Annotated in this window: 5 protein-coding genes; all 5 read left to right on the top strand. The window is 53.1% G+C overall.

All coding sequences use genetic code 11. The annotated features are described in order from the left end of the window. Positions 1-24: 24 nt before the first annotated feature. The 5 genes from I2494_RS08235 to I2494_RS08215 all read left to right on the top strand — a co-directional run bounded on the left by I2494_RS08235 (position 25) and on the right by I2494_RS08215 (position 25,458). Positions 25-17,760: an Ig-like domain-containing protein gene (locus I2494_RS08235; RefSeq protein WP_218467598.1), complete on the top strand. Its 17,736-nt coding sequence runs from the start codon at positions 25-27 to the stop codon at positions 17,758-17,760. A gap of 110 nt (positions 17,761-17,870) precedes the next feature. Then, on the top strand, positions 17,871-18,818 hold the full coding sequence (locus tag I2494_RS08230) for an OmpA family protein (protein ID WP_228350887.1): 948 nt from the start codon (positions 17,871-17,873) through the stop codon (positions 18,816-18,818). A 647-nt stretch (positions 18,819-19,465) separates the two neighbouring features. Next, on the top strand, positions 19,466-21,724 hold the full coding sequence (locus I2494_RS08225; protein WP_228350886.1) for a type I secretion system permease/ATPase: 2,259 nt from the start codon (positions 19,466-19,468) through the stop codon (positions 21,722-21,724). 106 nt (positions 21,725-21,830) lie between these two features. Further along, entirely contained in the window at positions 21,831-23,087 is a 1,257-nt protein-coding gene (locus I2494_RS08220) for an HlyD family type I secretion periplasmic adaptor subunit (protein WP_218467596.1), read from the top strand. 7 nt (positions 23,088-23,094) lie between these two features. Continuing rightward, positions 23,095-25,458 carry a TolC family protein gene (locus I2494_RS08215; protein ID WP_218467595.1) on the top strand — a complete coding sequence of 788 codons (2,364 nt, stop codon included), beginning with the start codon at positions 23,095-23,097 and terminating at the stop codon, positions 25,456-25,458. Positions 25,459-25,461: the final 3 nt, after the last annotated feature.

Below are 25,461 nucleotides of genomic sequence, written 5' to 3'. Positions count from 1 at the left end.
AGTGAAGGTGAGCACAGCATCGTCGTGACTGAAACTGACGAAGCGGGCAACAGCAGCTCTACCGATCCAATTGAATTTGAAGTGGATACCACTCCACCGGCCACCCCGGACGTAGGCAGCATTATCGATAGCACCGGTGACAAAACCGGCTCAATCAAACCGGGTGACAAGACCGACGAAACCAAACCGGAATTTAACGGTAAAGGCGAACCGGGCAACGTTATCACCATCACTGACGGTGAAAACGTGCTGGGTACCACTATCGTTGATGAAGACGGTAACTGGACATTCACCCCGGATGAAGAGCTGAGTGAAGGTGAGCACAGCATCGTCGTGACTGAAACTGACGAAGCGGGCAACAGCAGCTCTACCGATCCAATTGAATTTGAAGTGGATACTACTCCACCATCTAAGCCTGAAATTGGCAGTATTATTGATAATACCGGTTCCAATGCGGGCGAAGAGATCAAACCTGGTGACCAAACCAATGAAAATCGTCCGGAGTTCAACGGTAAAGGTGAGCCTGGTGGCACCATCACTATCATCGATAATGAGAATGTGATTGGTACCGCTATCGTTGATGAAAACGGTAACTGGACCTTTACGCCGGACGAAGCGTTGGGCGAAGGTGAACATAGTATTGTTATCACCGAGACCGATGAAGCAGGTAACAAGAGTGAACCGTCCGATCCAATCGACTTTGAAGTGGATACCATCCCTCCGGCGAAACCGGAATTAGGCAGTGTTATTGATAACGAAGGTGATATCACCGGCGCTATCAAACCGGGTGGTGAAACTGATGATAAGACCCCTACCTTCACTGGTGAAGGCGAGCCGGGTAACACTATTACCGTTAAAGACGGTGATAAGGTGATTGGTACCGCTATCGTTGATGAAAACGGTGCATGGAGCTTCACGCCAGACACTGAACTGAGTGATGGTTCACACAGTATTACCGTGACTGAAACTGACAAAGCGGGTAACGAAAGCGATCCGTCTGACAGCTTTGATTTCGTCGTGGATACCACTCCACCAAATCCAGCCAACCTGTCTATTACCGGCGTACTGGATAACTACGGTGAAATCACCGGCAACATCACCAACGGTGGTGCCACCGATGACAGCCGTCCGGTTATCAGTGGTACCGGCACTGAAGGCGATACCATCATTCTGTATGTGAACGACGGCACCGGTAACCATGAAATTGGTCGCGGTACAGTCGGTTCTGACGGTAAGTGGAGCATTCAGCCAGAAACCCCATTACTGCCGGGCAGCAACCAGTTTACAGCGGTTGAAATGGACCCTGCAGGCAATAAAACTGACCCAAGTAACCAATACACTGTGACCCTGGATGTTTCCCGTCCAAGCGAGCCGGTGATTGTGAACGTGCTGGATAACGCAGGTGATATTGTAGGTCCATTGCAGAAAGGCGATGTGACTGACGATAACAAACCAACCATTACCGGTACTGCCGAGGCTGGCTACACCATCCGTATTTACGATGGCGTTACCCTGTTAGGTACGGCGACGGCTGACAGCAAAGGTGTCTGGACATTTATTCCGGATACGGCACTGGCTGACGGCAAGCACAACATTACGGCGACCGCCACCAGTCCGGTGGGTCAAACCAGCGATAAGACCGGTATCTTCAACTTTGAAGTGGATACCAAAGCGCCTGACGCCGTGGAAAATCTGGTGGTAACCGATAACGTCGGTGATTATCAGGGCCCTCTGAGCAACGGCGATACCACTGACGACAACACCCCGACCTTCAGCGGTAAAGCTGAACCGGGCAGCACCGTGACCATCTATGACGATGGTAAAGTGCTGGGTACGGCGAAAGTGGATGGTGAAGGTAAGTGGACGTTTACTCCTGACTCGGCACTAACTGATGGTGATCATAACTTCACTACCACCGTGACCGACAAAGCGGGTAACGTGAATCCAAATGGCCCTGGCCTGTCCCTGACGGTGGATACTTCAAACGATCCGGTCAGCATCACTGCATTAATCGATGATGTGGGTACTGTGACTGGCAATATCACCGCCAATGGCGTGACTGACGATACCAAACCGGAAATCACCGGTCAGGGTAAGCCAGGCGCAACCATCAAGGTTTACGACGGTTCAACCCTGCTGGGTGAAACCACGGTGAAAGCCAACGGCAGCTGGAGCTTCACGCCAGCCACAGAACTGAAAGAAGGTGCGCACAGCATTACGGTCACCATGACCGATAAAGCGGGCAACCTGACTGGCCCAACGGCGGCGTTTGACTTCACTGTTGATACCACTGCGCCAAACACACCGACCATTGATTCTGCCTTTGACGATGTAGGTTCTAAGCAAGGTTCAATGGCCAGCGGTAGTTTCACCGATGACTCCACGCCAACCCTGAAAGGTAGCGCAGAGAAAGGCAGCATCGTAACCATTTATGACGGTAGCAACGTACTGGGCTCGGTGACTGCGGATAACATCACCGGTGAGTGGAGCTTCACACCGTCTACCCCAATCAGTGAAGGCGAGCATAAGTTCCATGTCACTGCCACTGATGCGGCGGGTAATACCAGCACGCCATCTGCTGACTTTATCCTGACCACCGACTATACCGGTCCGGATGCCAGCAATCTGAAGATCACGGGTGTAACGGATAACTACGGTGAAATTACCGGCAATATCGACAACGGTAAAGCCACCGATGACAGCCGTCCGACCATTCAGGGTACCGGTACTGCCGGCGATACCATCATTGTGTACGCACAAGACGCCACCGGTAACCATGTGATTGGTAGCACCATAGTGGGTGCGGACAATAAGTGGAGCTTACAGCCTGAGTCGCCATTACTGCCGGGTGAGAACAAATTCACTGCGGTAGAAATCGATCCAGTGGGCAACTTCACCGATCCAAGCGCCGAGTATGTGGTGACGCTGGATATGTCACGTCCAACCGAGCCGGTTATCGTTAACGTGCTGGATAACGTGGGTGATATCACCGGTGCATTGCAGAAAGGCGATGTGACGGATGACACCAAGCCGGTTATCACCGGTACTTCTGAAGCGGGCTATCTGGTACGCATCTATGACGGTGCAACGCTGATTGGTTCTGCCACCGCTGACGAGAAAGGCGTGTGGACATTCGAGCCAACCACCGCACTGGCCGATGGTATGCACAACATCACGGCTACCGCCACCAGTCCGCTGGGACAAACCAGTAAACCTACCGGTATCTTCAATTTCGAAGTGGATACCAAAGCACCTAACTCGGTCGAAAACCTGCAGGTATTCGATAACGTGGGTGAGAAGCAGGGTTACATTCTGGATGGCGATACCACCGATGATGCTACCCCAACCTTCAGTGGTAAGGCGGAACCGGGCAGCACGGTGACCATCTATGACAACGGCAATGCCATTGGTTCTGCCAAGGTTGACAGCAACGGTAACTGGTCATTTACTCCGGACAGCAATCTGCCGGACGGTGAGCACACCTTTACCACAGCCGTTACTGATAAAGCCGGTAACACCAACACTGACGGCCCATCGCTGACTATCACTATCGATACCACCAATGTTGTGGTCAGCATTAGTGCGCTCATTGATGATGTGGGTGATAAGCAGGGTAATATCACACCAAACGGCGTGACCGACGATACCAAACCGGAAATCACCGGCGAAGGTAAAGCGGGCAGCACCGTAACCATCTATGATGGCTCTGTGAAGCTGGGTGAAACCACGGTGAAAGCCGACGGTACCTGGAGCTTTACGCCATCCACCCCACTGAAAGAAGGCGTGCACAGCATCACCGTGATTGCCAAAGATCAGGCGGGTAACACCAGCGATCGCACTTCGGCGTTCGAGTTCACCGTGGATACCACTGCGCCAACCATGCCGACCATCGAGTCAGCCCAGGATGACGTGGGTACGAAACAGGGTACTCTGAACAATGGCGATAAGACCGATGACTCCACACCAAGCCTGACCGGTACTGCCGAGAAGGGTAGTGTGGTGAAGATCTATGATAATGGCGCGCTGTTAGGCTCAACAGTTGCTGACAGCACCACCGGTAAGTGGACCTTCACACCATCGACGCCTGTACCAGAAGGTGAGAACAAGTTCCATGTGACAGCGACGGATGCGGCGGGTAATACCAGCGTTCCATCTGCTGACTTCATTCTGACCACTGACTATACCCGTCCGGATGGCACTAACCTGTCGATTACCGGCGTGGACGATCAGGTCGGCGCTTACACCGGTAACGTAAAAGCGGGTGAAACCACCGATGATACCCGTCCAACCATCAGCGGTACCGGTACGGCCGGCGACACCATTATCGTTTATGTGAAAGACGGTTCCGGTGAGCGTGAAATTGGTCGTGCGACAGTGGATGAAAATGGTAACTGGAGCATGCGTCCGGCGACACCACTGGCGAAGGGCTCCAACGAGTTCACCGCGGTGGAAATGGATCCGGTCGGTAACACCACCGATCCAAGTGCACCGTATGCGATTGTTATCGACAACTCCAAACCTCAACCGCCAGTGATTGAAACGGTGGACGATAACGTGGGACCGGTAACCGGCGCGCTGCAAAAAGGTGACGTGACCGATGACAACACGCCAACCCTGAAGGGTACCGCTGTGCCAAACGGCACCGTGACTATCTACAACAACGGTAACCCGATTGGTTCGGCGAAAGTTGACGACAAAGGTAACTGGAGCTTTACCCCAGAGCCTGCACTGGCAGACGGTAAGTACAACATTACCGTGACGGCTACCAGCCCGGTCGGTCAGGTCAGCGATCCAACCGGTATCTTCAACTTTGAAATTGATACCACGGCACCGGGTGCGGTAGAAAACCTGTTGATCAGCGATAACGTGGGTGCCTATCAGGGGCCATTGAAAGACGGCGATATCACTGATGACAACACGCCAACCTTCAGCGGTAAAGCGGAAGCGGGCAGCACGGTGTCTGTCTATAACGACGGCAATCTGCTGGGTACCGCTAAAGTGGATACCAATGGTAACTGGAGCTTCACGCCAAGTTCACCATTAGCGGACGGCGACTATAAGTTCACCACCACGGTAACGGATAAGGCGGGTAACACCGGCGATGAAACACCGTTAGTGAACATTAAGGTGGATACCACCGGTCAGCAAGTTTCACTGGATAAACTGGTGGATAACGTCGGCGATATCACCGGCAATATCTCGCAAAATGGCGTAACTGACGATACGCGTCCGGAAATCGTGGGTGCCGGTAAACCAGGCAGCATCATCAAAGTGTACGATGGTACGACTCTGCTGGGTTCTACCACTGTCAATGCCGATAAGAGCTGGAGCTTCACCCCGACCACCGATTTAGGTCAGGGCAGCCACAGCATTACCGTGACGGCCACCGATCTGGCAGGTAATACCACCGAACCGACGTATGCGTTTGAATTTACTATCGATACGCTGGCACCGAACCAACCAACCATTGAATCGGCCAAAGATGACGTGGGTACCATTCAGGGCACGCTGACCAATGGCGCGGCCACCGATGACCCGACGCCAACCCTGACCGGTAAAGCCGAGAAAGGCAGCGTGGTTAAAGTGTATGACGGCGATGCGCTGTTAGGCTCGGTGGTGGCTGATGATATCACCGGCCAGTGGACCTTTACCCCAACCTCGCCATTAGTGGAAGGTGAGCATAAGTTCCATGTCACGGCGACGGATGCGGCGGGCAACGTAAGTCTGCCATCGGCTGACTTCGTACTGACCATGGACTTCAGCGGTCCGGATAGCAGCAAGCTGTCTATCACGGGTGTGGACGATCAAGTGGGTGCAGTCACCGGTAATGTGAAACCGGGCGACACCACCGACGATACCCGTCCAACCATCAGCGGTACCGGTACCGCCGGTGACACCATTATTGTCTACGTGAAAGATGGCTCAGGTAATCGTGAGATTGGCCGCACTACCGTGGACAGCGAAGGTAACTGGACATTACGTCCGGCCTCTCCGTTGGTAAAAGGGGCTAACGAGTTTACTGCGGTAGAAATGGACCCAGTGGGTAATGCCACCGATCCAAGCGCACCGTATGCGATTGTTATCGATAACTCCAAACCTCAACCACCAGTGATTGAAACCATTGAAGACAACGTGGGCTCAATTACTGCGCCGTTGCAGAAAGGCGATGTGACCGATGACAACACGCCAACCCTGAAGGGTACCGCTGTGCCAAACGGCACCGTGACTATCTACAACAACGGTAACCCGATTGGTTCGGCCAAAGTTGACGACAAAGGTAACTGGAGCTTTACCCCTGAGCCTGCCCTGGCGGACGGTAAGTACAATATTACTGCTGATGCCACCAACAGCGTGGGCCAGACCAGTGATAAGACCGGTGTGTTTGACTTCACCGTGGATACCACGGCACCGGGTGCGGTAGAAAACCTGTTAATCAGCGATAACGTCGGTGCCTATCAGGGGCCGTTGAAAGACGGTGATACTACCGATGACAACACCCCGACCTTCAGCGGTAAAGCCGAAGCCGGTGGTACCGTGTCGGTGTACAACGACGGCAATCTGCTGGGTACGGCGAAAGTGGGCACCGATGGTACCTGGAGCTTTACACCAAGCACGCCACTGCCGGATGGAAGCTACAAGTTCACCACTACCGTGATGGATAAAGCCGGTAACGTGGGCGATGCCACACCAGTTGTGAACATCACGGTGAATACCGATAAGGTTGAAGTCAGTCTGGATAAACTGATTGATGACGTGGGCGATATCACCGGGCCAATTGCACAAAATGGCATCACCGACGATACGCGTCCGGAAATCACCGGTACCGGTAAAGCAGGCAGCATTATCAAGGTCTACGATGGCGCAACGCTGCTGGGTTCGACCACCGTTAATGCGGATAAGAGCTGGAGTTTCACCCCGACCACCGATTTAGGTCAGGGCAAGCACAGCATTACCGTGACGGCCACCGATCAGTCCAACAACACCACCGATCCAACCTCGGCGTTTGAGTTCACTATCGATACGGTAGCGCCAACTCAGCCAACCATTGAATCGGCGAAAGATGACGTAGGTTCTATTCAGGGCACGCTGACCAATGGCGCCGCCACCGATGACCCAACGCCAACCCTGACCGGTAAAGCCGAGAAGGGCAGCATCGTTAAGGTATATGACGGCGATGCGCTGTTAGGCTCTGTGGTGGCCGATGCGACCACCGGTCAGTGGACCTTTACCCCGACTTCACCACTGGGTGAAGGTGAGCATAAGTTCCATGTGACCTCCACCGATGCGGCAGGTAACGTAAGTCTGCCATCCGCTGACTTCGTGCTGAATATGGACTTCACTGGTCCGGATGCCAGCAAGCTGTCAATCGTGGGTGTGGACGATCAGGTGGGTGCGATCACCGGTAATGTGAATCCGGGCGACACCACTGACGATACCCGTCCAACCATCAGCGGTACCGGTACTGCCGGTGACACCATTATCGTGTACACCAAAGACAGCAGTGGCAACCGTGAAATTGGTCGCACTACGGTCGATAAAGACGGTAACTGGACATTGCGTCCTGAATCTCCACTGGTGAAAGGTTCTAACGAATTCACCGCGGTGGAAGTGGATCCGGTTGGTAATGCCACCGATCCAAGTGCACCGTATGCCGTCGTTGTGGACAGCTCTAAACCTCAACCGCCAGTGATCGAAACGGTGGAAGATAACGTGGGCTCAATCACCGCACCGCTGCAAAAAGGTGATGTGACTGATGACAACACGCCAACCCTGAAGGGTACGGCAGTGCCAAACGGCACCGTGACCATCTACAACAACGGTAACCCGATTGGTTCGGCCAAAGTTGACGACAAAGGTAACTGGAGCTTTACTCCTGAGCCTGCCCTGGCGGACGGTAAGTACAGCATCACTGCCGATGCCACCAACAGCGTGGGCCAGACCAGTGATAAGACCGGTGTGTTTGACTTCACCGTGGATACCACTGCACCGGGTGCGGTAGAAAACCTGTTAATCAGCGATAACGTCGGTGCCTATCAGGGGCCGTTGAAAGACGGTGATACTACCGATGACAATACCCCAACCTTCAGCGGTAAAGCCGAAGCGGGTGGTACGGTGTCGGTGTACAACGACGGCAATCTGCTGGGTACAGCGAAAGTGGGCACCGATGGTACCTGGAGCTTCACACCAAGCACGCCGTTGCCGGATGGCAGCTACAAGTTCACCACCACGGTCACGGATAAGGCGGGTAACACCGGCGATGCCACACCGGTAGTGAACATTACGGTTAACACCGAAGCGGTTGAAGTCAGCCTGGATAAACTGATTGATGACGTGGGCGATATCACCGGGCCGATTGCACCAAACGGCGTGACCGACGATGTGCGTCCGGAAATCACCGGTACCGGTAAAGTCGGCAGTATCATCAAGATTTATGATGGCGCGACTCTGCTGGGCTCCACCACCGTGAATCCGGATAAGAGCTGGAGCTTTACGCCTTCTTCCGATCTGTCTCAGGGCAAGCACAGCATTACCGTGACGGCTACTGACCAGTCCAATAACACCACCGATCCAACCTCGGCGTTTGAGTTCACGGTTGATACCGTGGCACCAAATGCACCGACCATTGAATCGGCCAAGGATGACGTGGGTGCCATTCAGGGCACGCTGACCAATGGCGCCGCCACCGATGACCCAACGCCAACCCTGACCGGTAAAGCCGAGAAGGGCAGCATCGTTAAAGTGTACGACGGCGATGCGCTGTTAGGCTCTGTGGTTGCCGATGCGACCACCGGCCAGTGGACCTTTACCCCAACGTCACCGCTGGGTGAAGGTGAGCATAAGTTCCATGTGACCTCAACGGATGCGGCAGGTAACGTAAGTCTGCCATCCGCTGACTTCGTGCTGAATATGGACTTCACCGGTCCGGATGCCAGCAAGCTGTCTATCACTGGTGTGGACGATCAGGTGGGTGCAGTCACCGGTAACGTGAACCCGGGCGACACCACCGATGATACCCGTCCAACCGTCAGCGGTACCGGTACGGCAGGCGATACCATTATTGTCTACGTGAAAGACGGTGCCGGTAATCGTGAGATTGGCCGTACTACGGTCGATAAAGACGGTAACTGGACGCTGCGTCCGGAATCACCGCTGGTGAAAGGCGCCAACGAGTTCACTGCGGTAGAAATGGATCCGGTGGGTAACTCCACCGACCCAAGCGCACCGTATGCGATTGTGGTAGACAGTTCTAAACCACAGCCGCCAGTGATTGAAACCATTGAAGACAATGTGGGCTCAATTACTGCGCCGTTGCAGAAAGGTGACGTGACCGATGACAACACGCCAACCCTGAAGGGTACCGCTGTGCCAAACGGCACCGTGACCATCTACAACAACGGTAACCCGATTGGTTCGGCGAAAGTTGATGACAAAGGTAACTGGAGCTTTACCCCTGAGCCTGCCCTGGCGGACGGTAAGTACAACATCACTGCCGATGCCACTAACAGCGTGGGTCAGACCAGTGATAAGACCGGTGCTTTCGACTTCACCGTGGATACCACGCCTCCGGGTGCGGTAGAAAACCTGTTGATCAGCGATAACGTCGGTACCTATCAGGGGCCGTTGAAAGATGGCGATACCACTGATGACAACACCCCGACCTTCAGCGGTAAAGCGGAAGCCGGTGGTACCGTGTCGGTGTACAACGACGGTAACCTGCTGGGTACGGCGAAAGTCGGCACCGATGGTACCTGGAGCTTTACACCAAGCACGCCATTACCAGATGGCAGCTACAAGTTCACCACCACCGTGATGGATAAAGCCGGTAACGTGGGCGATGCCACTCCGGTAGTGAACATTACCGTCAACACTGAGACCGTTGAAGTCAGTCTGGATAAACTGATTGATGACGTGGGCGATATCACCGGGCCGATTGCACCAAATGGCGTAACCGACGATACCCGTCCGGAAATCACCGGTACCGGTAAAGTGGGCAGCATCATCAAAGTGTACGATGGCGCCACCCTGCTGGGTTCTACCACTGTGAACGCCGATAAGAGCTGGAGCTTCACCCCGACCACCGATTTAGGTCAGGGCAAGCACAGCATTACCGTGACGGCTACCGATCAGTCCAACAACACCACCGATCCAACTTCGGCGTTTGAGTTCACGGTTGATACTGTAGCTCCGACTCAGCCGACTATTGAATCGGCGAAGGATGACGTGGGCTCCGTTCAGGGCACGTTAACTAACGGTATGGCGACCGATGACCCGACGCCAACCCTGACCGGTAAAGCCGAGAAGGGCAGCATCGTTAAGGTATACGATGGCGATGCGCTGTTAGGCTCGGTGGTGGCCGATGCCACCACTGGCCAGTGGACCTTTACCCCGACTTCACCACTGGGTGAGGGGGAGCATAAGTTCCATGTGACCTCAACGGATGCGGCGGGCAACGTGAGTCTGCCATCGGCTGACTTCATTCTGGAGATGGACTTCACCGGTCCGGATGCCAGCAAGCTGAAGATCACCGGCGTGGACGATCAGGTGGGTGCAGTCACCGGTAACGTGAACCCGGGCGACACCACTGACGATACCCGTCCAACCATCAGCGGTACCGGTACGGCCGGTGATACCATTATCGTGTACACCAAAGACAGTACGGGTAATCGTGAGATTGGCCGCACCACGGTGGATAAAGACGGTAACTGGACACTGCGTCCTGAGTCTCCGCTGAATAAAGGCGCCAATGAGTTCACCGCAGTGGAAGTGGATCCAGTGGGTAACGCCACCGATCCAAGTGCGTCTTATACCATTACGCTGGATATTGGTAAGCCGAATCCACCGGTGATTGAGACCATTGAAGACAACGTAGGCTCTATCACGGCACCATTGCAGAAAGGCGACGTGACCGATGACAACACGCCAACCCTGAAGGGTACGGCAGTGGCCAACGGTACAGTCACCATCTACAACAACGATGTGGCGATTGGTACGGCGAAAGTTGACGACAAAGGTAACTGGAGCTTTACCCCTGAGCCTGCACTGGCGGACGGTAAGTACAACATTACTGCCGATGCCACCAACACCGTGGGTCAGACCAGTGATAAGACCGGTATCTTTGACTTTGAAGTAGATACCACTGCACCGGGTGCAGTCGAAAATCTGCTGATCAGCGATAACGTCGGTACCTATCAGGGGCCGTTGAAAAACGGCGATGTGACTGATGACAACACCCCGACCTTCAGCGGTAAAGCCGAAGCCGGTGGTACGGTGTCTGTCTACAACGACGGTAACCTGCTGGGTACGGCGAAAGTCGGTACCGATGGTACCTGGAGCTTCACACCAAGCACACCATTACCGGATGGCGACTATAAATTCACCACCACGGTCACGGATAAAGCGGGTAACACCGGCGATGCCACACCGGTTGTGAACATTACGGTCAATACTGAAGGCGTTGAAGTCAGTCTGGATAAACTGATTGATGACGTGGGCGATATCACAGGACCAATTGCACAAAACGGCGTAACCGACGATACCCGTCCGGAAATCACCGGTACCGGTAAAGCGGGCAGCATCATCAAGGTGTACGATGGCGCGACCCTGCTGGGCTCCACCACCGTGAATCCGGATAAGAGCTGGAGCTTCACCCCGACCACCGATTTAGGTCAGGGCAAGCACAGCATTACCGTGACGGCTACCGATCAGTCCAACAACACCACCGATCCGACGTCGGCGTTTGAGTTCACGGTTGATACTGTGGCCCCAACTCAGCCAACTATTGAATCGGCGAAGGATGACGTGGGCTCTGTTCAGGGCACGCTGACAAACGGTATGGCGACCGATGACCCGACACCAACCCTGACCGGTAAAGCCGAGAAGGGCAGCATCGTTAAGGTTTACGATGGTGATGCGCTGTTAGGCTCGGTGGTAGCAGATGAAACCACCGGTCAGTGGACCTTTACCCCAACCTCTCCGTTAATTGAAGGTGAGCATAAGTTCCATGTCACGGCGACCGATAAAGCGGGCAACGTGAGCATGCCATCCGCTGACTTCGTGCTGGAAATGGACTTCACCGGTCCGGATCTCAGCAAGCTGAAGATCACCGGTGTGGACGATCAGGTGGGTAATGTCACGGGTAACGTTGACGACGGTGATTTCACCGACGACAGCCGCCCAACCATCAGCGGTACCGGTACGGCGGGTGACACTATTTATGTCCACGTCTCACACGAGTCAGGTGCTGATGTTCTGCTGGGTACTGCCAAGGTCAATGACCAGGGTATCTGGACCTTCCGTCCGGAGAATGCACTGGCAGAGGGTAGCAATAAGTTCACTGCTTACGAACGCGATCCGGTTGGCAACGAAGTGGGGCCAAGTAACGATTACACCGTGACGCTGGATGGTACTCCGTCAGTTGCTCCAACGCTGGATAGGGTTATCGATGATGTGGGCGCAATCACGGGCGAGCTGAAGAGCGGCGACGTGACTGACGATACCAAACCAACATTTGAAGGTAAGGCATCGGCAGGCAGCACCATTCATGTGTACGACGGCACCACTCTGTTGGGTACAGCTAAGGCTGACAGCAATGGTGACTGGACGTTTGAACCATCAACGGCGCTGAAAGACGGTACGCACGACATCACCTTTACCGCGACTTCACCAATCGGTCAGGTGAGCGATCCAAGTGATGTGTTTGTTATTGAAGTGGATACCAAGGCTCCGGCTCCGGTAGAAAGCCTGCTGATCACCGATAACGTCGGCGATTATCAGGGTGAGCTGAAAAATGGCGATACCACGGATGATGCAACACCAACCTTCAGCGGTCAGGCAGAAGCGGGCAGTATTGTCACCATCTACAACGATGGCGTGGCGATTGGTTCAGCGAAAGTCGGTGAGAACGGAAGCTGGACATTTACTCCGACTACCGACCTGCCGGATGGTAACTACAAGTTCACCACCACGGTCACTGACAAAGCGGGTAACGAAGGTGCACCAACACCAGTGGTTAACATCACCATTGATACCAGCATCCTGACCGTTAAGATCGACAACCTGATCGATGATGTGGGTACGGTAACCGGCAATATTCTGCCAAACGGCATTACTGATGACCTGCGTCCGGAAATCGTGGGTACGGTCAGCAAGCCAGGCAGTATCGTTACCATCTATATCGATGGAGTGAATCAGGGTACGGCCACGGTGAAAGCTGACGGCACCTGGAGCTTTACGCCAACTACTGACCTGGGTCAGGGTGAGCATAAAGTGGAGGTGACGGCGAAGGATTCATCTGGCAACGTGACTGATATGAGTCCGGAATTTATCTTCACTGTCGATAATATTCCACCGACTCTGCCAACCATTGATAAAGCCGTGGATAACTTCGGCGATGTCACCGGTGATATGAACTCTGGTGCGTTTACCGATGATAAGACCCCAACCCTGCACGGTACCGGCGAGAAGGGCAGCTTAATCACCATCTATGATGAGAATGATCAAGTGCTGGGTAGCGTATTGGTTAACGATCAAGGTAAGTGGAGCTACGAGTTACCAGAGCAGGCCGAGGGTCGTCATGACTACTACGTCATTTCATCTGATAAAGCGGGTAACGCCAGTGCGCCATCTGCTGATTTCATTCTGAATATTGACGATACCCCACCGGTTGCAGCGGTGGTAATTGAAGGCTACCACGATGATGTTGGCACCAATAAGGGGCTGATACTGGGTAGTGGCACCTCCACCGATGATACCTCTCCGATATTGAAAGGTAGCTGGAGTGGCGACCTTGACAGTACCGATGTCATTCAGATTTATCAGAATGGCATTCTACTGGGCATCGCAACGGTCGATCTGGTCAATCGTTCATGGACATTTGCGGTAAGCGGACTGGTTAATACCAATACCTATACCTTTACTGCCGTTGCGGTTGACGTTGCCGGAAACAAGGCCACCATTTCACCGGACTTCTTGTTGACCATTGATTTGGATCCGCCAACGCAGACCATTGATATCCTCAACTACTCCGATGATGTTGGTCTGTCACAAGGTAAGTTTGGCACCAATACGACAACAGACGACCGTACTCCAACGCTGAACGGAACCATCAGTGCTCCTCTGGAGCAAGGTGATGAAGTTCGTATTTACGATGTTGCTACCGGTTTAATGCTGGGTACGGCAACGGTACATGCGGACAATGTTTCCTGGAGTTTCGATCCATCGGCGTTGAAAGATGATATGACCTATACCTTCCGTGCTGTGGTGGCGGATAAGGCGGGTAACGAAGGGACTGTGTCCAATAACTTCGTAATATCAATTGACCTGACGGTAGTGATTAACGTTCAGGATACGCTGGATACCACACCAATTATTACGGGTTCTACTGGCTTTGATATTCTGCCGGGCGAATACCTTGAAGTAACGGTGAACGGTAAGAAATACAGCTCGCAGAACGGTAGCGTGGTGATCGATTTCCGTAACAACACATGGTATGTCCAGATCCCGGACAGCGATGCGTTACCTATCGGAAAATATGACGTGAAAGCGGTGCTATATGATGTTTATGGTGCCAGCATCACTAATGACGATACGCTCAATGAACTGACCGTATCACCAACATCTACCGTTACGGTAGGTGCGGGTGGCGGCGATCCGAACCAGAAGGGTACTGCGGTTACGCTGAGTGAAAATGGTACATGGAGAATCCATAGTAACCAGGCCATGCTGGAGTCGAAGGCAACTTCGTCATCAACGCTGGGTGATTTCACTACGACGAAACTGGTCAGTAACACCGGTACCGGGTACGACGCGAATAACTACGTACAGAACGCTACCTTTATGGACTATAACCGTGATGGTCTGATGGATCTGTTTGCTATAGATAGTAACTATAACGACGGTCAGCAGATGTTCTACTACAACGGTTCTACCTATGTAGCATACCAAGTGGGGGCAAACACCAACACGTCTCAGTCCGGCGACTTTGCCGGTGATGCGGGTACTGATGGTAGTGCCAACACCTGGAGCTGGTACGGCGGGATTATCGCTATCGATAAAGACGGCGACGGTTATGTTGATATGATCAACGGTGACCAGACGCCTAACGATAGTGCGATTCGTGGTGGTTATGGTTCGCAGATCGTACTGAATAATGACGGTACGGTCACCGGTATGAGCAAAGATGGTACGTTCGCAACGGACTATGCGGCCAACTCCTCGCACCAACCAATCGGGCTGGATCAGTCACAACCTGATATGGAACTGTCCGGTGTGGACATTAACAACGATGGTATTGTTGACTTTGTGATGCACAGTCAGAACATCGTTGCGGATGGCTCACGTATTGATAAGGACGGTGCAACCAATAGTTCAGCTGCACGGAGTACCGATCAGGCCCGTCTGGTGGTGGTTAACGGCACCAACAACGGAAACTGGAAGGTCAATCAGATCGTTGAGAACGTGTTCCAGCGCGGCTCGGATGATGACCCGAATATCGGTAACGGTGTTGCCATGACTTGGGGCGACTTTAACGGCGACGGTATGATGGACTTGTTCCTGGGCCGCGGAAGTGCCAGCACCACCAACTCTGGTGCTGCTTCTGGCACCAACGCAGCGCAGCACGCCAGTCGGATCTACTTTAACGACGGAACCGGCAAACTGGTGTTCGATGACCCGAACAACGACGGTATTGGTAACCCAACCGCCGCAGGAATGTACACCTTTAATGACACCCTTGCGGGTGGTGCATCCCTTGCGCTGGACTGGAACCACGACGGTAAGATGGACGTTATCGAACTGCCTGGTATGGGGAACTCCGGCGGTATGTCCAACGCCAGAGCGTCCGGGCCGGTTAACCTGTACACCAATACAACAACCGGTAGCACGGTGAGCTTTGACACCACGAATCTGCTTACCCAAGTGGGTAAAACGACGATTGGTGGCACAAGCACCTCGCAGCAAGTCACTGGTGCTATCGCCATTGATGTTGACTGGGACGGTGACCGTGACCTGTTAGTGTTCACTAACGGTGGTGTTACTACCTACATTGAAAACAAAAATGATGTTGGTTACGGCACGGCTATCCACCTGCGTATTCTGGATGCGGGCGGTATTAACTCCCTGTATGGCAACACGGTACAGCTGATTGATGAGGCCACAGGCCAAGTGGTTTCCACTCAAATCATCAACCCGCAGTCCGGTAACCAGACCAACGACAGTACGGCGATTGTCGACTTCTATAATCTGGATGCCAGCAAGTCGTACAGTGCAGTTATTCTGCGTTCAGAGAAGGGGGCGGTAGCCAACGTGGGTGGTGTGGCCAGTGTGGGCAGCACCACCGTTCAAAACGTCAACAAAGCATGGGCTGGGTTGAAGGCAGAAGAGTCTAACCACGCCTATGTGCTGACCACCGAGTCTGAAACCAACGTTGCGAACGCCAGCGCCAACGGCGGCACCAACAAGACGGGTATTGTGGGAACCGGCTACAACGATACATTCTTTGCCACCTTGGGTAACGATTTGTATAACGGCGCGGGCGGTACCACGGAGATATCCGGCGTTAAGACCTGGAGTGATACCGGCGGTCTGGACATCGTTGACTACAAGCTGGCGGGTAATACAGCACTGACCATCGATCTGAGCAAGACGACTATGCAGAATACCGGTTTCGGTAATGCACAGTTTGTGAATATCGAAGGGATTGCTGGCGGTGGCGGTAACGACACCTTTACCAGTGGCAATGCGGCGCATAACTACTTTGATGGTCGCGGTGGCGATGACACCTTCCATCTTGGCAGTAAAGGTCAGGATACGCTGATGTATAAGTCACTGAACTTGTCAGCCAATAATGGTGGTAACGGTCGCGATACGGTCTATAACTTCGCGATTGGTACGGTGGAAGCAACATCAAATGCTGACATTATTGACGTAAGCGATCTGTTGGTGGGTTACATGGCGGATGCTGACGGTGCGGCTCACTATATTAATGGTGTTGCAACCATTGATGCCGGTGACCGGATTACTCAGTATCTCTCTGTGTCCTACAGCGGTAATGACACCATTCTGTCTATTGACCGTGATGGTGACGGCTCAGCTTATGGCAGTACCGAGTTGCTGACATTGAAAGATACCAAAGCGACTCTGGAAGAGCTGTTAGCGAACCATCAGATAACCATCGACAATAATGGCAAAGCGTCTGCGACAACCAGCGAGTTCCAGGCCATCACGCAAATGTTTACCTCCGGTAACGACATTATGTTCGGTACCGAGCAGGAAGACGTACTGCTGGGCGGTCTGGGCAACGACACCTTTATCGGTATCGGTAAAGGGGATCAGGTATCGGGTGGTGACGGTAACGACATCATGAAGATTATCTCTACAGACTTCGCTTCAATCTCCGGTGATGAGGGTATCGACACCCTGATCCTGGATACCACCGGCGAACTGTTAGACCTGAGTGCGTTGAAAGACAAACTGAGCTCAGTGGAAATCTTCGATATGGGCAATGGTGGCAACACCATGAACGTATCACTGGAAGATGTCCTGCGCCTGGGATCAGAAGAACTGGCAATTAACAGTGGTAATAAAGCGATTGTGGTTAACGGCGAAGCCGGCAGCACCCTGCAGTTAGAAGGTACTGACGGTCAGTGGAGCATGTCGCAAAGCAATTACCAGTATCAAGGAAACACCTACAACGTCTGGACTATGGGTACCTCAGGAATCGAGGTGCTGGTCGAGAACACGGTGAATCCGGTCATCCTGTAATGGCTTAACCGAAGGACTGCCGCAAGGCAGTCCTGTCGGGACACTGTTTAATTTACCAATAACTGAATAACCCAGGAGTAAATATGTTTAGGGAAAACAAGAGGTCTGACGTGAATAAGCTGACAACGCTATTACGCGTATCTGCTGCGGGTGCGATTCCTGCTTTACTGGCTTTCAGCGTAGCGGCCGCCGGCGTACCGGCGAATGACGTGATGGAAATCAGCTCAACGGAAGAAGCGGCGACTGCTGCTGCACCGGTGGTACTGACCCATACCGGCACGCAATACGTACCGGTATCCAGAGTGAGTGAAAGTCTGGCTCAGGTGGTGTTCTACCGTCCGGCGGGTGATGCGGACGTAGGCGTATCGAACGTCTATGTCGATCGTGAATTCCAGGGTGCATTACGAAATGGTGAGTTCACCGTGTTCTGTGTGGAGCCGGGAAAACACATTATCGAAGCCTACGCAGATGATGCACCAAATTATAGCGGTAAAGAAACGCCAAAATCGGTCGCTAGATTAAATGGTGGCAAAACTTATTTTATCGAAACTAACCGCGTACCGGGTGTGGGCACACCTATCGCAGTCACTCGTACCCAGGCCGAAAGCAAGCTGTTTGGCTACAAAGGCGGCGCGACCATTAACCGTGCTTCCGCAGTACGTGCCTGTGACTATGTGGGTGGCTCACCGTTAGGCAACGTACTGTTCAGCTTCGCCGGTAAAAACGTATCGGATATTGAAGCGGGCGGTACTGAAATCGTGCAAAACATGGCTAACCACATCAACGGCCTGCCAGCGGGTTCGAGTGTCAACATCGTTGGTCATGCAGACCCGGTGGGTAATGCAACCTTTAACCAGAAGCTGTCAGTACAGCGTGCAGAAACCGTGAAGAAAATGCTGATCTCCTACGGCGTCTCACCATCGGTACTGTCTGTTAGCGGCCAGGGCGCCAACAACCCAACGGTTGATTGCACCGGCCTGCCAAACAACGAACGCAACTTCTGTAACCGTGCTAACCGCCGTGTAGACACCATGATCCAAACCGGCGCAGGTTATTAAGAGTAATGAAGTAAACCAAACCGGTTTGGTACCTGAATTTGTACCAACCGGTTTAGTGATTAAAAACAATAGATTCAAAGATAGTAAAACGAATGGTTTTGAATTTACCAAAGCCAATCGGAGGGAGAGGGTGCCGTGGGGGTCGACTTGGCGTAAGTCAACGACAAACAGGCGAAAGCCTGTTTGAACAGCGCTTGCGCTGGCCCGAAGGGTGAAACACCGCAAGGTGTTTCATAACTGCCCGTAGGCAGCCTAGGCCCGACGCCCACAAGGGCTAAGTACAACCGGTCTTCCGGCCGAGCACAAAGACGATATAAGCACATCGTTTTTACGGCCGGAATATCCACAGAAGCTAATAGTAAAAGATGTTAATCGGAAGGTAATGCCCGACGCCCTCCGAATTAAAGTACAACCGGTCTTCCGGCCGGGCACCAAGGTGATATAAGCACATTGTCTTTACGGCCGGAATATCTACAGAAGCTAATAGTAAAAGATGTTAATCGGAAGGTAATGCCCGACGCCCTCCGAATTAAAGTACAACCGGTCTTCCGGCCGGGCACCAAGGCGATATAAGCACATTGTCTTTACGGCCGGAATATCCAAAAAGGCTTATTTAATAATATTAAGCAACACATTGAGCCAATGATATGGACAGCGGATTTCCACCATTAAGAAAGCCGAAGTCCGCTACCCATATCAAAAAAATAGATGAAGTAACAACAACAGGAATAACCAAAACTATGAGTCAGGATTTCGCCCCCGCAACGGACGCACAACAAGACAGCTTACTCTGGTCTGTTCAGTGGCTGGCCGCATACTACAACAAACCAGCCAGTGCCGCGGTACTGTACGCCGGGCTGCCAAAAGAGCCGAAACTTACTTCCCAGCTTGCCCTGCGCATGCTGGATCAAATCGGCATGGGCGTTGCCTGGGTGGAGCGGGATCTTGACCAGTTATTCTCCTACCTGTTCCCGGTGGTGCTTACTCGTAAAGACGGCAGCCACTGCATCGTTACCGAACGCAGCAGCGGTAAAGGCGCCGGTTCATCTTACCGCGTTATCCTGCCGGAAAACGGCGGTGAGGTAACCCTGTCAGCCCGGGCGCTGGAAGAGATGTACTCCGGTTACGCCCTGCTGTGTAACCCCAAACCGAAACTGGATGAGCGCAGCAACGACTGCCTGCCGGAGCCCAATAAAGAAGGCCACTGGCTGTTCTCCACCCTGTGGCGCTATCGCCACTACTTCGCCAGCGCAGCCCTTGCCGCGCTGCTGGCTAACGTTCTGACGCTGGCCTCTACCTTCTTTACCATGAACGTGTATGACCGGGTGGTACCGACTCAGGCCTATGTAACTCTGTGGTCACTGGGTATCGGCGTTTTTATTGCCATTATCTTCGAGTTTGTCTCAAGGTTAGTAAGGGCTCACCTGTTTGATATTGCAGGTAAAAAAGCTGACTTACTGTTAGGCACCATGCTGTTCCGGCAGGTGTTAGGCATTCGTATGGAGAGCAAACCGCAATCTTCCGGTGCCTTCGCCAACCAGCTGCGCGAATTTGAATCGGTGCGGGATTTCGTCACCTCTGCGACGTTATCAACACTGTCGGATCTGCCGTTCTGTGCCCTGTTCCTGTTTATCATCTATCTGGTGGCGGGGCCGCTGGTGCTGGTTCCGCTGTGTGCGGTGCCGATTATCCTGATTGTCAGCCTGTGCGTGCAGTGGCCACTGGCGAAAAACATGAAGGAAAACCTGCGAGAAATCTCCCTTAAGCAAGGTTTGCTGATTGAAACCATCGACGGTCTGGAATCACTGAAAGCCGCTCAGGGTGAAGGCGTGATGCAAAAACGCTGGGAAGATTTCAGTGCACTGGCGGCGGCTACCTCAATGAAAACCAAAGCGTTATCCAGTACCACCACCACCTTCGTCAGCTTTATGCAGCAACTGACCACGGTAGCGATAGTTATCTGGGGTGTGTATTTGATCCATGCCGGTGAACTGACTATGGGTTCGATGATCGGTGCGGTGATCTTATCGGGTCGTACCCTGTCGCCGCTGGGCTCGGTAGTAGGTCTGACCCTGCGTTTCCAGCAGGCAAAAGCCGCGCTGAGCTCACTGAACCAGTTAATGAAAATGCCTACCGAGCGTGATGAGAAAATTCACTACCTGTCGGCACCCAACTTTACCGGCAACCTGCGTTTAAAGGGCGTCAACTTCAGCTACCCGAGCGGCAACATGATGATGGCCGCGCCGGTAGTTCTGCAAAAAATCAATATCTCTATTCGTCGGGGAGAGCGTGTGGCGATCCTCGGCAGTATCGGCAGCGGTAAATCCACCCTGCTGAAAGTGATGGCGCGGCTGTTCCAGCCGGGGGGCGGTCAACTGATGATCGACAACGTGGATGCCACCCAGGTGGATCCGGCGGACTGGCGTACCTCGGTAGGTTATGTGGGGCAGGACAGTCGTCTGTTTTTTGGCACGTTGCGGGAAAACGTCACCATTGGTAACCCGTCGGTGGCGACCGAAGAGCTGTTACAGGTAGCTCGTATGACCGGACTGGACAAAGTGGCGATGCGCCATCCGCTGGGTTTTGAAATGCCCATCGGCGAAATGGGACAGGGGATCTCCGGCGGTCAGAAACAGCTGGTGTCGCTGGCGCGTTGCCTGCTGTTAAAACCCAAAATTCTGCTGATGGATGAACCGACCAGCTCCATGGATGCCATGACCGAACTGCAGTTTATCAACAAGTTAAAAACCTCCATTACTGACCAAACGGTAGTGCTGGTCACTCACCGCTTCTCACTGCTGGAGCTGGTGGACAGGCTGATCGTACTGGATGAGGGCAAAGTGGTGGCGGATGGGCCAAAAGATGAAGTCATTGCTGCATTAAAGGCTAACGGTAAGGCGCAGTGATCCATATTTTTGGCGATCGGAAGTGTGGAATAAAACGGTCGCCAACAGGGAAGTTAGTTACAGATAGCATTAGATGGCGCAGATAGCGCTGGGGAAGACGGGCTTTATGACAGACAAGATACAAAAAGTGGGTGGTGGGCAACCAGCACCAACAGGAAAAGTAAAAAGCAGCGATTTGCCGTTTATGCGGGATTTGCAGGAAGCGCTGATCGAGCAGAAGACGCCGTTCAGCCTGATCATGCTGTATTTAATCGGTGCCATTCTCATTATCGCCATTGTCTGGGCGAAGTTTGCGCGGGTGGAAGAAATTACTCTGGGAGAGGGGCGAATTATTCCGGCCAGCCGTGAGCAGATTATCCAGAGCCTGGAAGGCGGGATCCTGGAAGAGCTGAACGTGCGCGAAGGTGACATCGTTGAGAAAGGTCAGGTGCTGTTGAAAATCGACCCGACCCGCGCCGGCGCGGTATATCGCGAAGGGGTCTCCAAGGTGATTGGCCTGAAAGGTACCATCACTCGTTTACGGGCCGAAGCCTATGGTACGCCGCTGGTGTTCCCGGCGGATGTGATGGCGGTACCGTCAGTGGTGAAAGATGAAACTCAGGCCTACAGCGCCCGTAAGCAAACGCTGGACGAGAGCGTTAAAACCCTGCAAACCAGCCTGAAACTGGCAGAAGATGAAATCAACCTGTCCGAGCCGCTGATGCAAAAAGGTTTAATGTCGGAAGTGGAACTGCTGCGGATGCGTCGTCAGGCCAACGAATTTCGCCTGCAAATTGCTGAGCGCCAGAACCGTTTCCGCTCCGAGGCCAACGCCGAACTGAACAAATTCGAAAGTGAACTGGCGCAAAGTGTGGAGAACGTGGCAGCCCGTGAAGACGTCATGAACCGTACCACTATTGTGGCTCCGGTTCGCGGCACGGTAAATAACATCAAAGTGACCACCGTTGGCGGGGTTATCCAGCAGGGCGGCGAGATCATGGCGATTATCCCGCTGGAAGACCAACTGCTGGTGGAGGCCAAAATCAAACCGTCGGACGTGGCGTTTCTGCATCCCGGTCTGAAAGCGACGGTGAAAATTACCGCCTATGACTACGCCATTTACGGCGGCTTAAGCGGCACGCTGGAACACATCAGTGCTGACACCCTGAAAGATGAAGACAAGATGCGTCAGGGACGTGGTGATACCACCTATTACCGGGTGTTAGTGCGTACTGACAAAGCGGCACTGACCGCCAAAGATAAGGTATTCCCGATAATGCCGGGCATGATCGCCACGGTAGAAATCAGAACGGGAGAAAAAACCATACTGGATTACATCCTGAAACCAGTCTTGAAAGCCAGAGAAGCGTTCCGGGAGCGTTAAGAACTATATGAAAATGAAACAACTGGCCCTGCTGACATTATCCTTATCGGTGACGGTGACAACCGCCATGTCAGCACAGGTGGACGATAAATTATTACAGGCGTTACAGCCGGGGCGTCGTGCGGGAGCGGTCAATCAGCCGCCACCGCCGGCGGTCAAACCCAAAGCGGTTGAGATGCCGGTGGCTCAGGCCGAACCGGTGATTATCACGCCAACACCGGTTTCTGCCACACCGGCGCGTGAGGTGGCTCCGGCCATTGTCGTGCCGCCTCCTGCACCCGTCTCGACCGTGGGTCGAGACGGTAACAGCTGGTCGACAGGTGCTAAGCCTGTTGTCGCGCCTGTTGCGACGGTCAGCAGTCATAAAGGCTGGCAGCAGGATGCGGTGACTCAGCCAGTATCTGAACCCGTTCGCCAGCCATCAGGACATGATAATCAGGTGCTGGAGCTGATGGATATTGAAGCGACAGAGACGGCACCAAAAGCCGTAGCAAACAGCACGCCGGCTCCGGTGGTTGTGGCAGAGCCGCAGCCGATCACAACCGCGCAAAACCCGGCTCCAATTGCTCCGATGGTTACGGCACCCATTGCTACCGTGGGTCGTGATGGTAAAAGCTGGGTGGTAAAAGACAACGTACCTCAGCAGGCGAAGCCATCCGCTTCAGAGAATGATGCTCTGGAATTTACCGCCATTGATGCAGCGGATAGTAAAGCAGAAATCATTGCCAGTGCGACACCGGTTAAAGCTGCAGAGCCTGAACCCAAACGTAATGCGCAGAATCCGGCACCTATTGCGGCCAGCCAACCTGCTATTGCTAAAACAAATGTAGCAGCGAGTAACAGCCACGATACGGAGCAACTTGCCTTTAGCGATATTTCATCGGATAGCGAACCGATGACAGTCTCTACCCCAGTGAAGCAGGACGAAAGCAAGCAGGCAACCCTGCTGGCAGATACCCGGCCAATGGTTCAGCCAGCATCAACCAGCGGAAATGATAATTCTTTTACTAAGACCGACGATAAAGTTCAGCAAGATATTCTGAACTGGGTGGTCACGGATACGTCACTGACCCCGCCGGATAACGCTCAAAATGCCGGTATTGTGGTGAAGACCTCCGGTTATGCCACTAAACCGCCGGTAGCGGGCAAAGGTATCCCGTCAGTTGAGTTTGTGAAGAGTACCGTGCGTCAGGCGCTGAACTTCAGCCCGGAAATTCGTAATGCGCAGGCGGCCTTTACCGCCGCCAAATATGACACTGATGAAATCAAAGGCACCCGTTGGCCGCAGGTGAGAGTGGGTGCTAACTCGCCAGTCTCTAACTTTGGTAGTGGTAGTCGTAACAATAACTCTTCGGATATCAGTGATACCAGCGGCTCGGTCTCGGTTACTACCACTGTGTTTGATTTTGGTAAAACCGGCAGCGGTATTCAGAGTGCGGAGGAACTGTCTAAATCATCCTTACAGACAGTGAAACTAACCCGTAACCAGATTGCCTATCAGACCATTGAAGGTCTGTTGACGCTGGATAAGTTCCAGAAAGATATCAAGGTGGCAAAAGCGTATGAAAAGCGCATGTCCGATCTGGTGAATATGCTGTCGCAAATTACCCAGACGGATAAAGGGCGGGGCAGTGAGCTGGTTCAGGCCCGTGCCAAGCTGCTACAGGCTCAAACTAACGTGCAACAGCTGGAAAGCAGCTGGCGCGATACCCAAATTATGATGACCCGTCTGCTGGGGCGTGAAGTTCAGCTACCGGAAAATCTGGTGTGGGATGAGTCCAATATCAGCTCCGGCAGTATTCTGGCGTCGCTGGATAACCACCCTCAAATTCAACGGGCGAAAGCGGAAGTTCAGGCCAGCCTGCATAAAGCAGATGCCATCAAATCTTCTGCTTATCCCAACATTAACTGGGTAGTGTCAAAAAGCACCGCCAAAGATAGTAACGGTGACGAACAATCCTGGTACACCGGTATAAACGTGGAATGGGATCTGTTCACCGGTGGCTCAGCCTCGGCATCTCAGGCCGCCGCTGTGCAGCGGGCTCAGGCTACTCAGATGCAGTTCGAAACCACCGTATTGGAACTGAAATATAAAATCCGCAGCATGATTCAGGTACGGGATTCCGCCTTTGAACGGGCGAAAGAGTATCAGGCATTGTCATCAGAAACGGATCGGGTGAGAACCATGTTCTATGAGCAGTGGTATTACCTGGGTAAGCGATCGCTGCTGGACGTACTGACAGCTGAGAACGACCATTTTAATAATCAGATTTCAGCCATCAACAATGAATTTGATGGTTACACCGCCAATATCAACATTATGGCGGAATCGGCCATGCTATTGGGCTGGCTGGGAATGCCGGTTTATTAAGTT

The sequence above is a fragment of the Limnobaculum allomyrinae genome, assembly GCF_016649425.1.
GTDB lineage: Bacteria > Pseudomonadota > Gammaproteobacteria > Enterobacterales > Enterobacteriaceae > Limnobaculum > Limnobaculum allomyrinae.
Note: the sequence above shows the minus strand (reverse complement) of the source record. Positions and strands in the feature narration are given on the sequence as shown.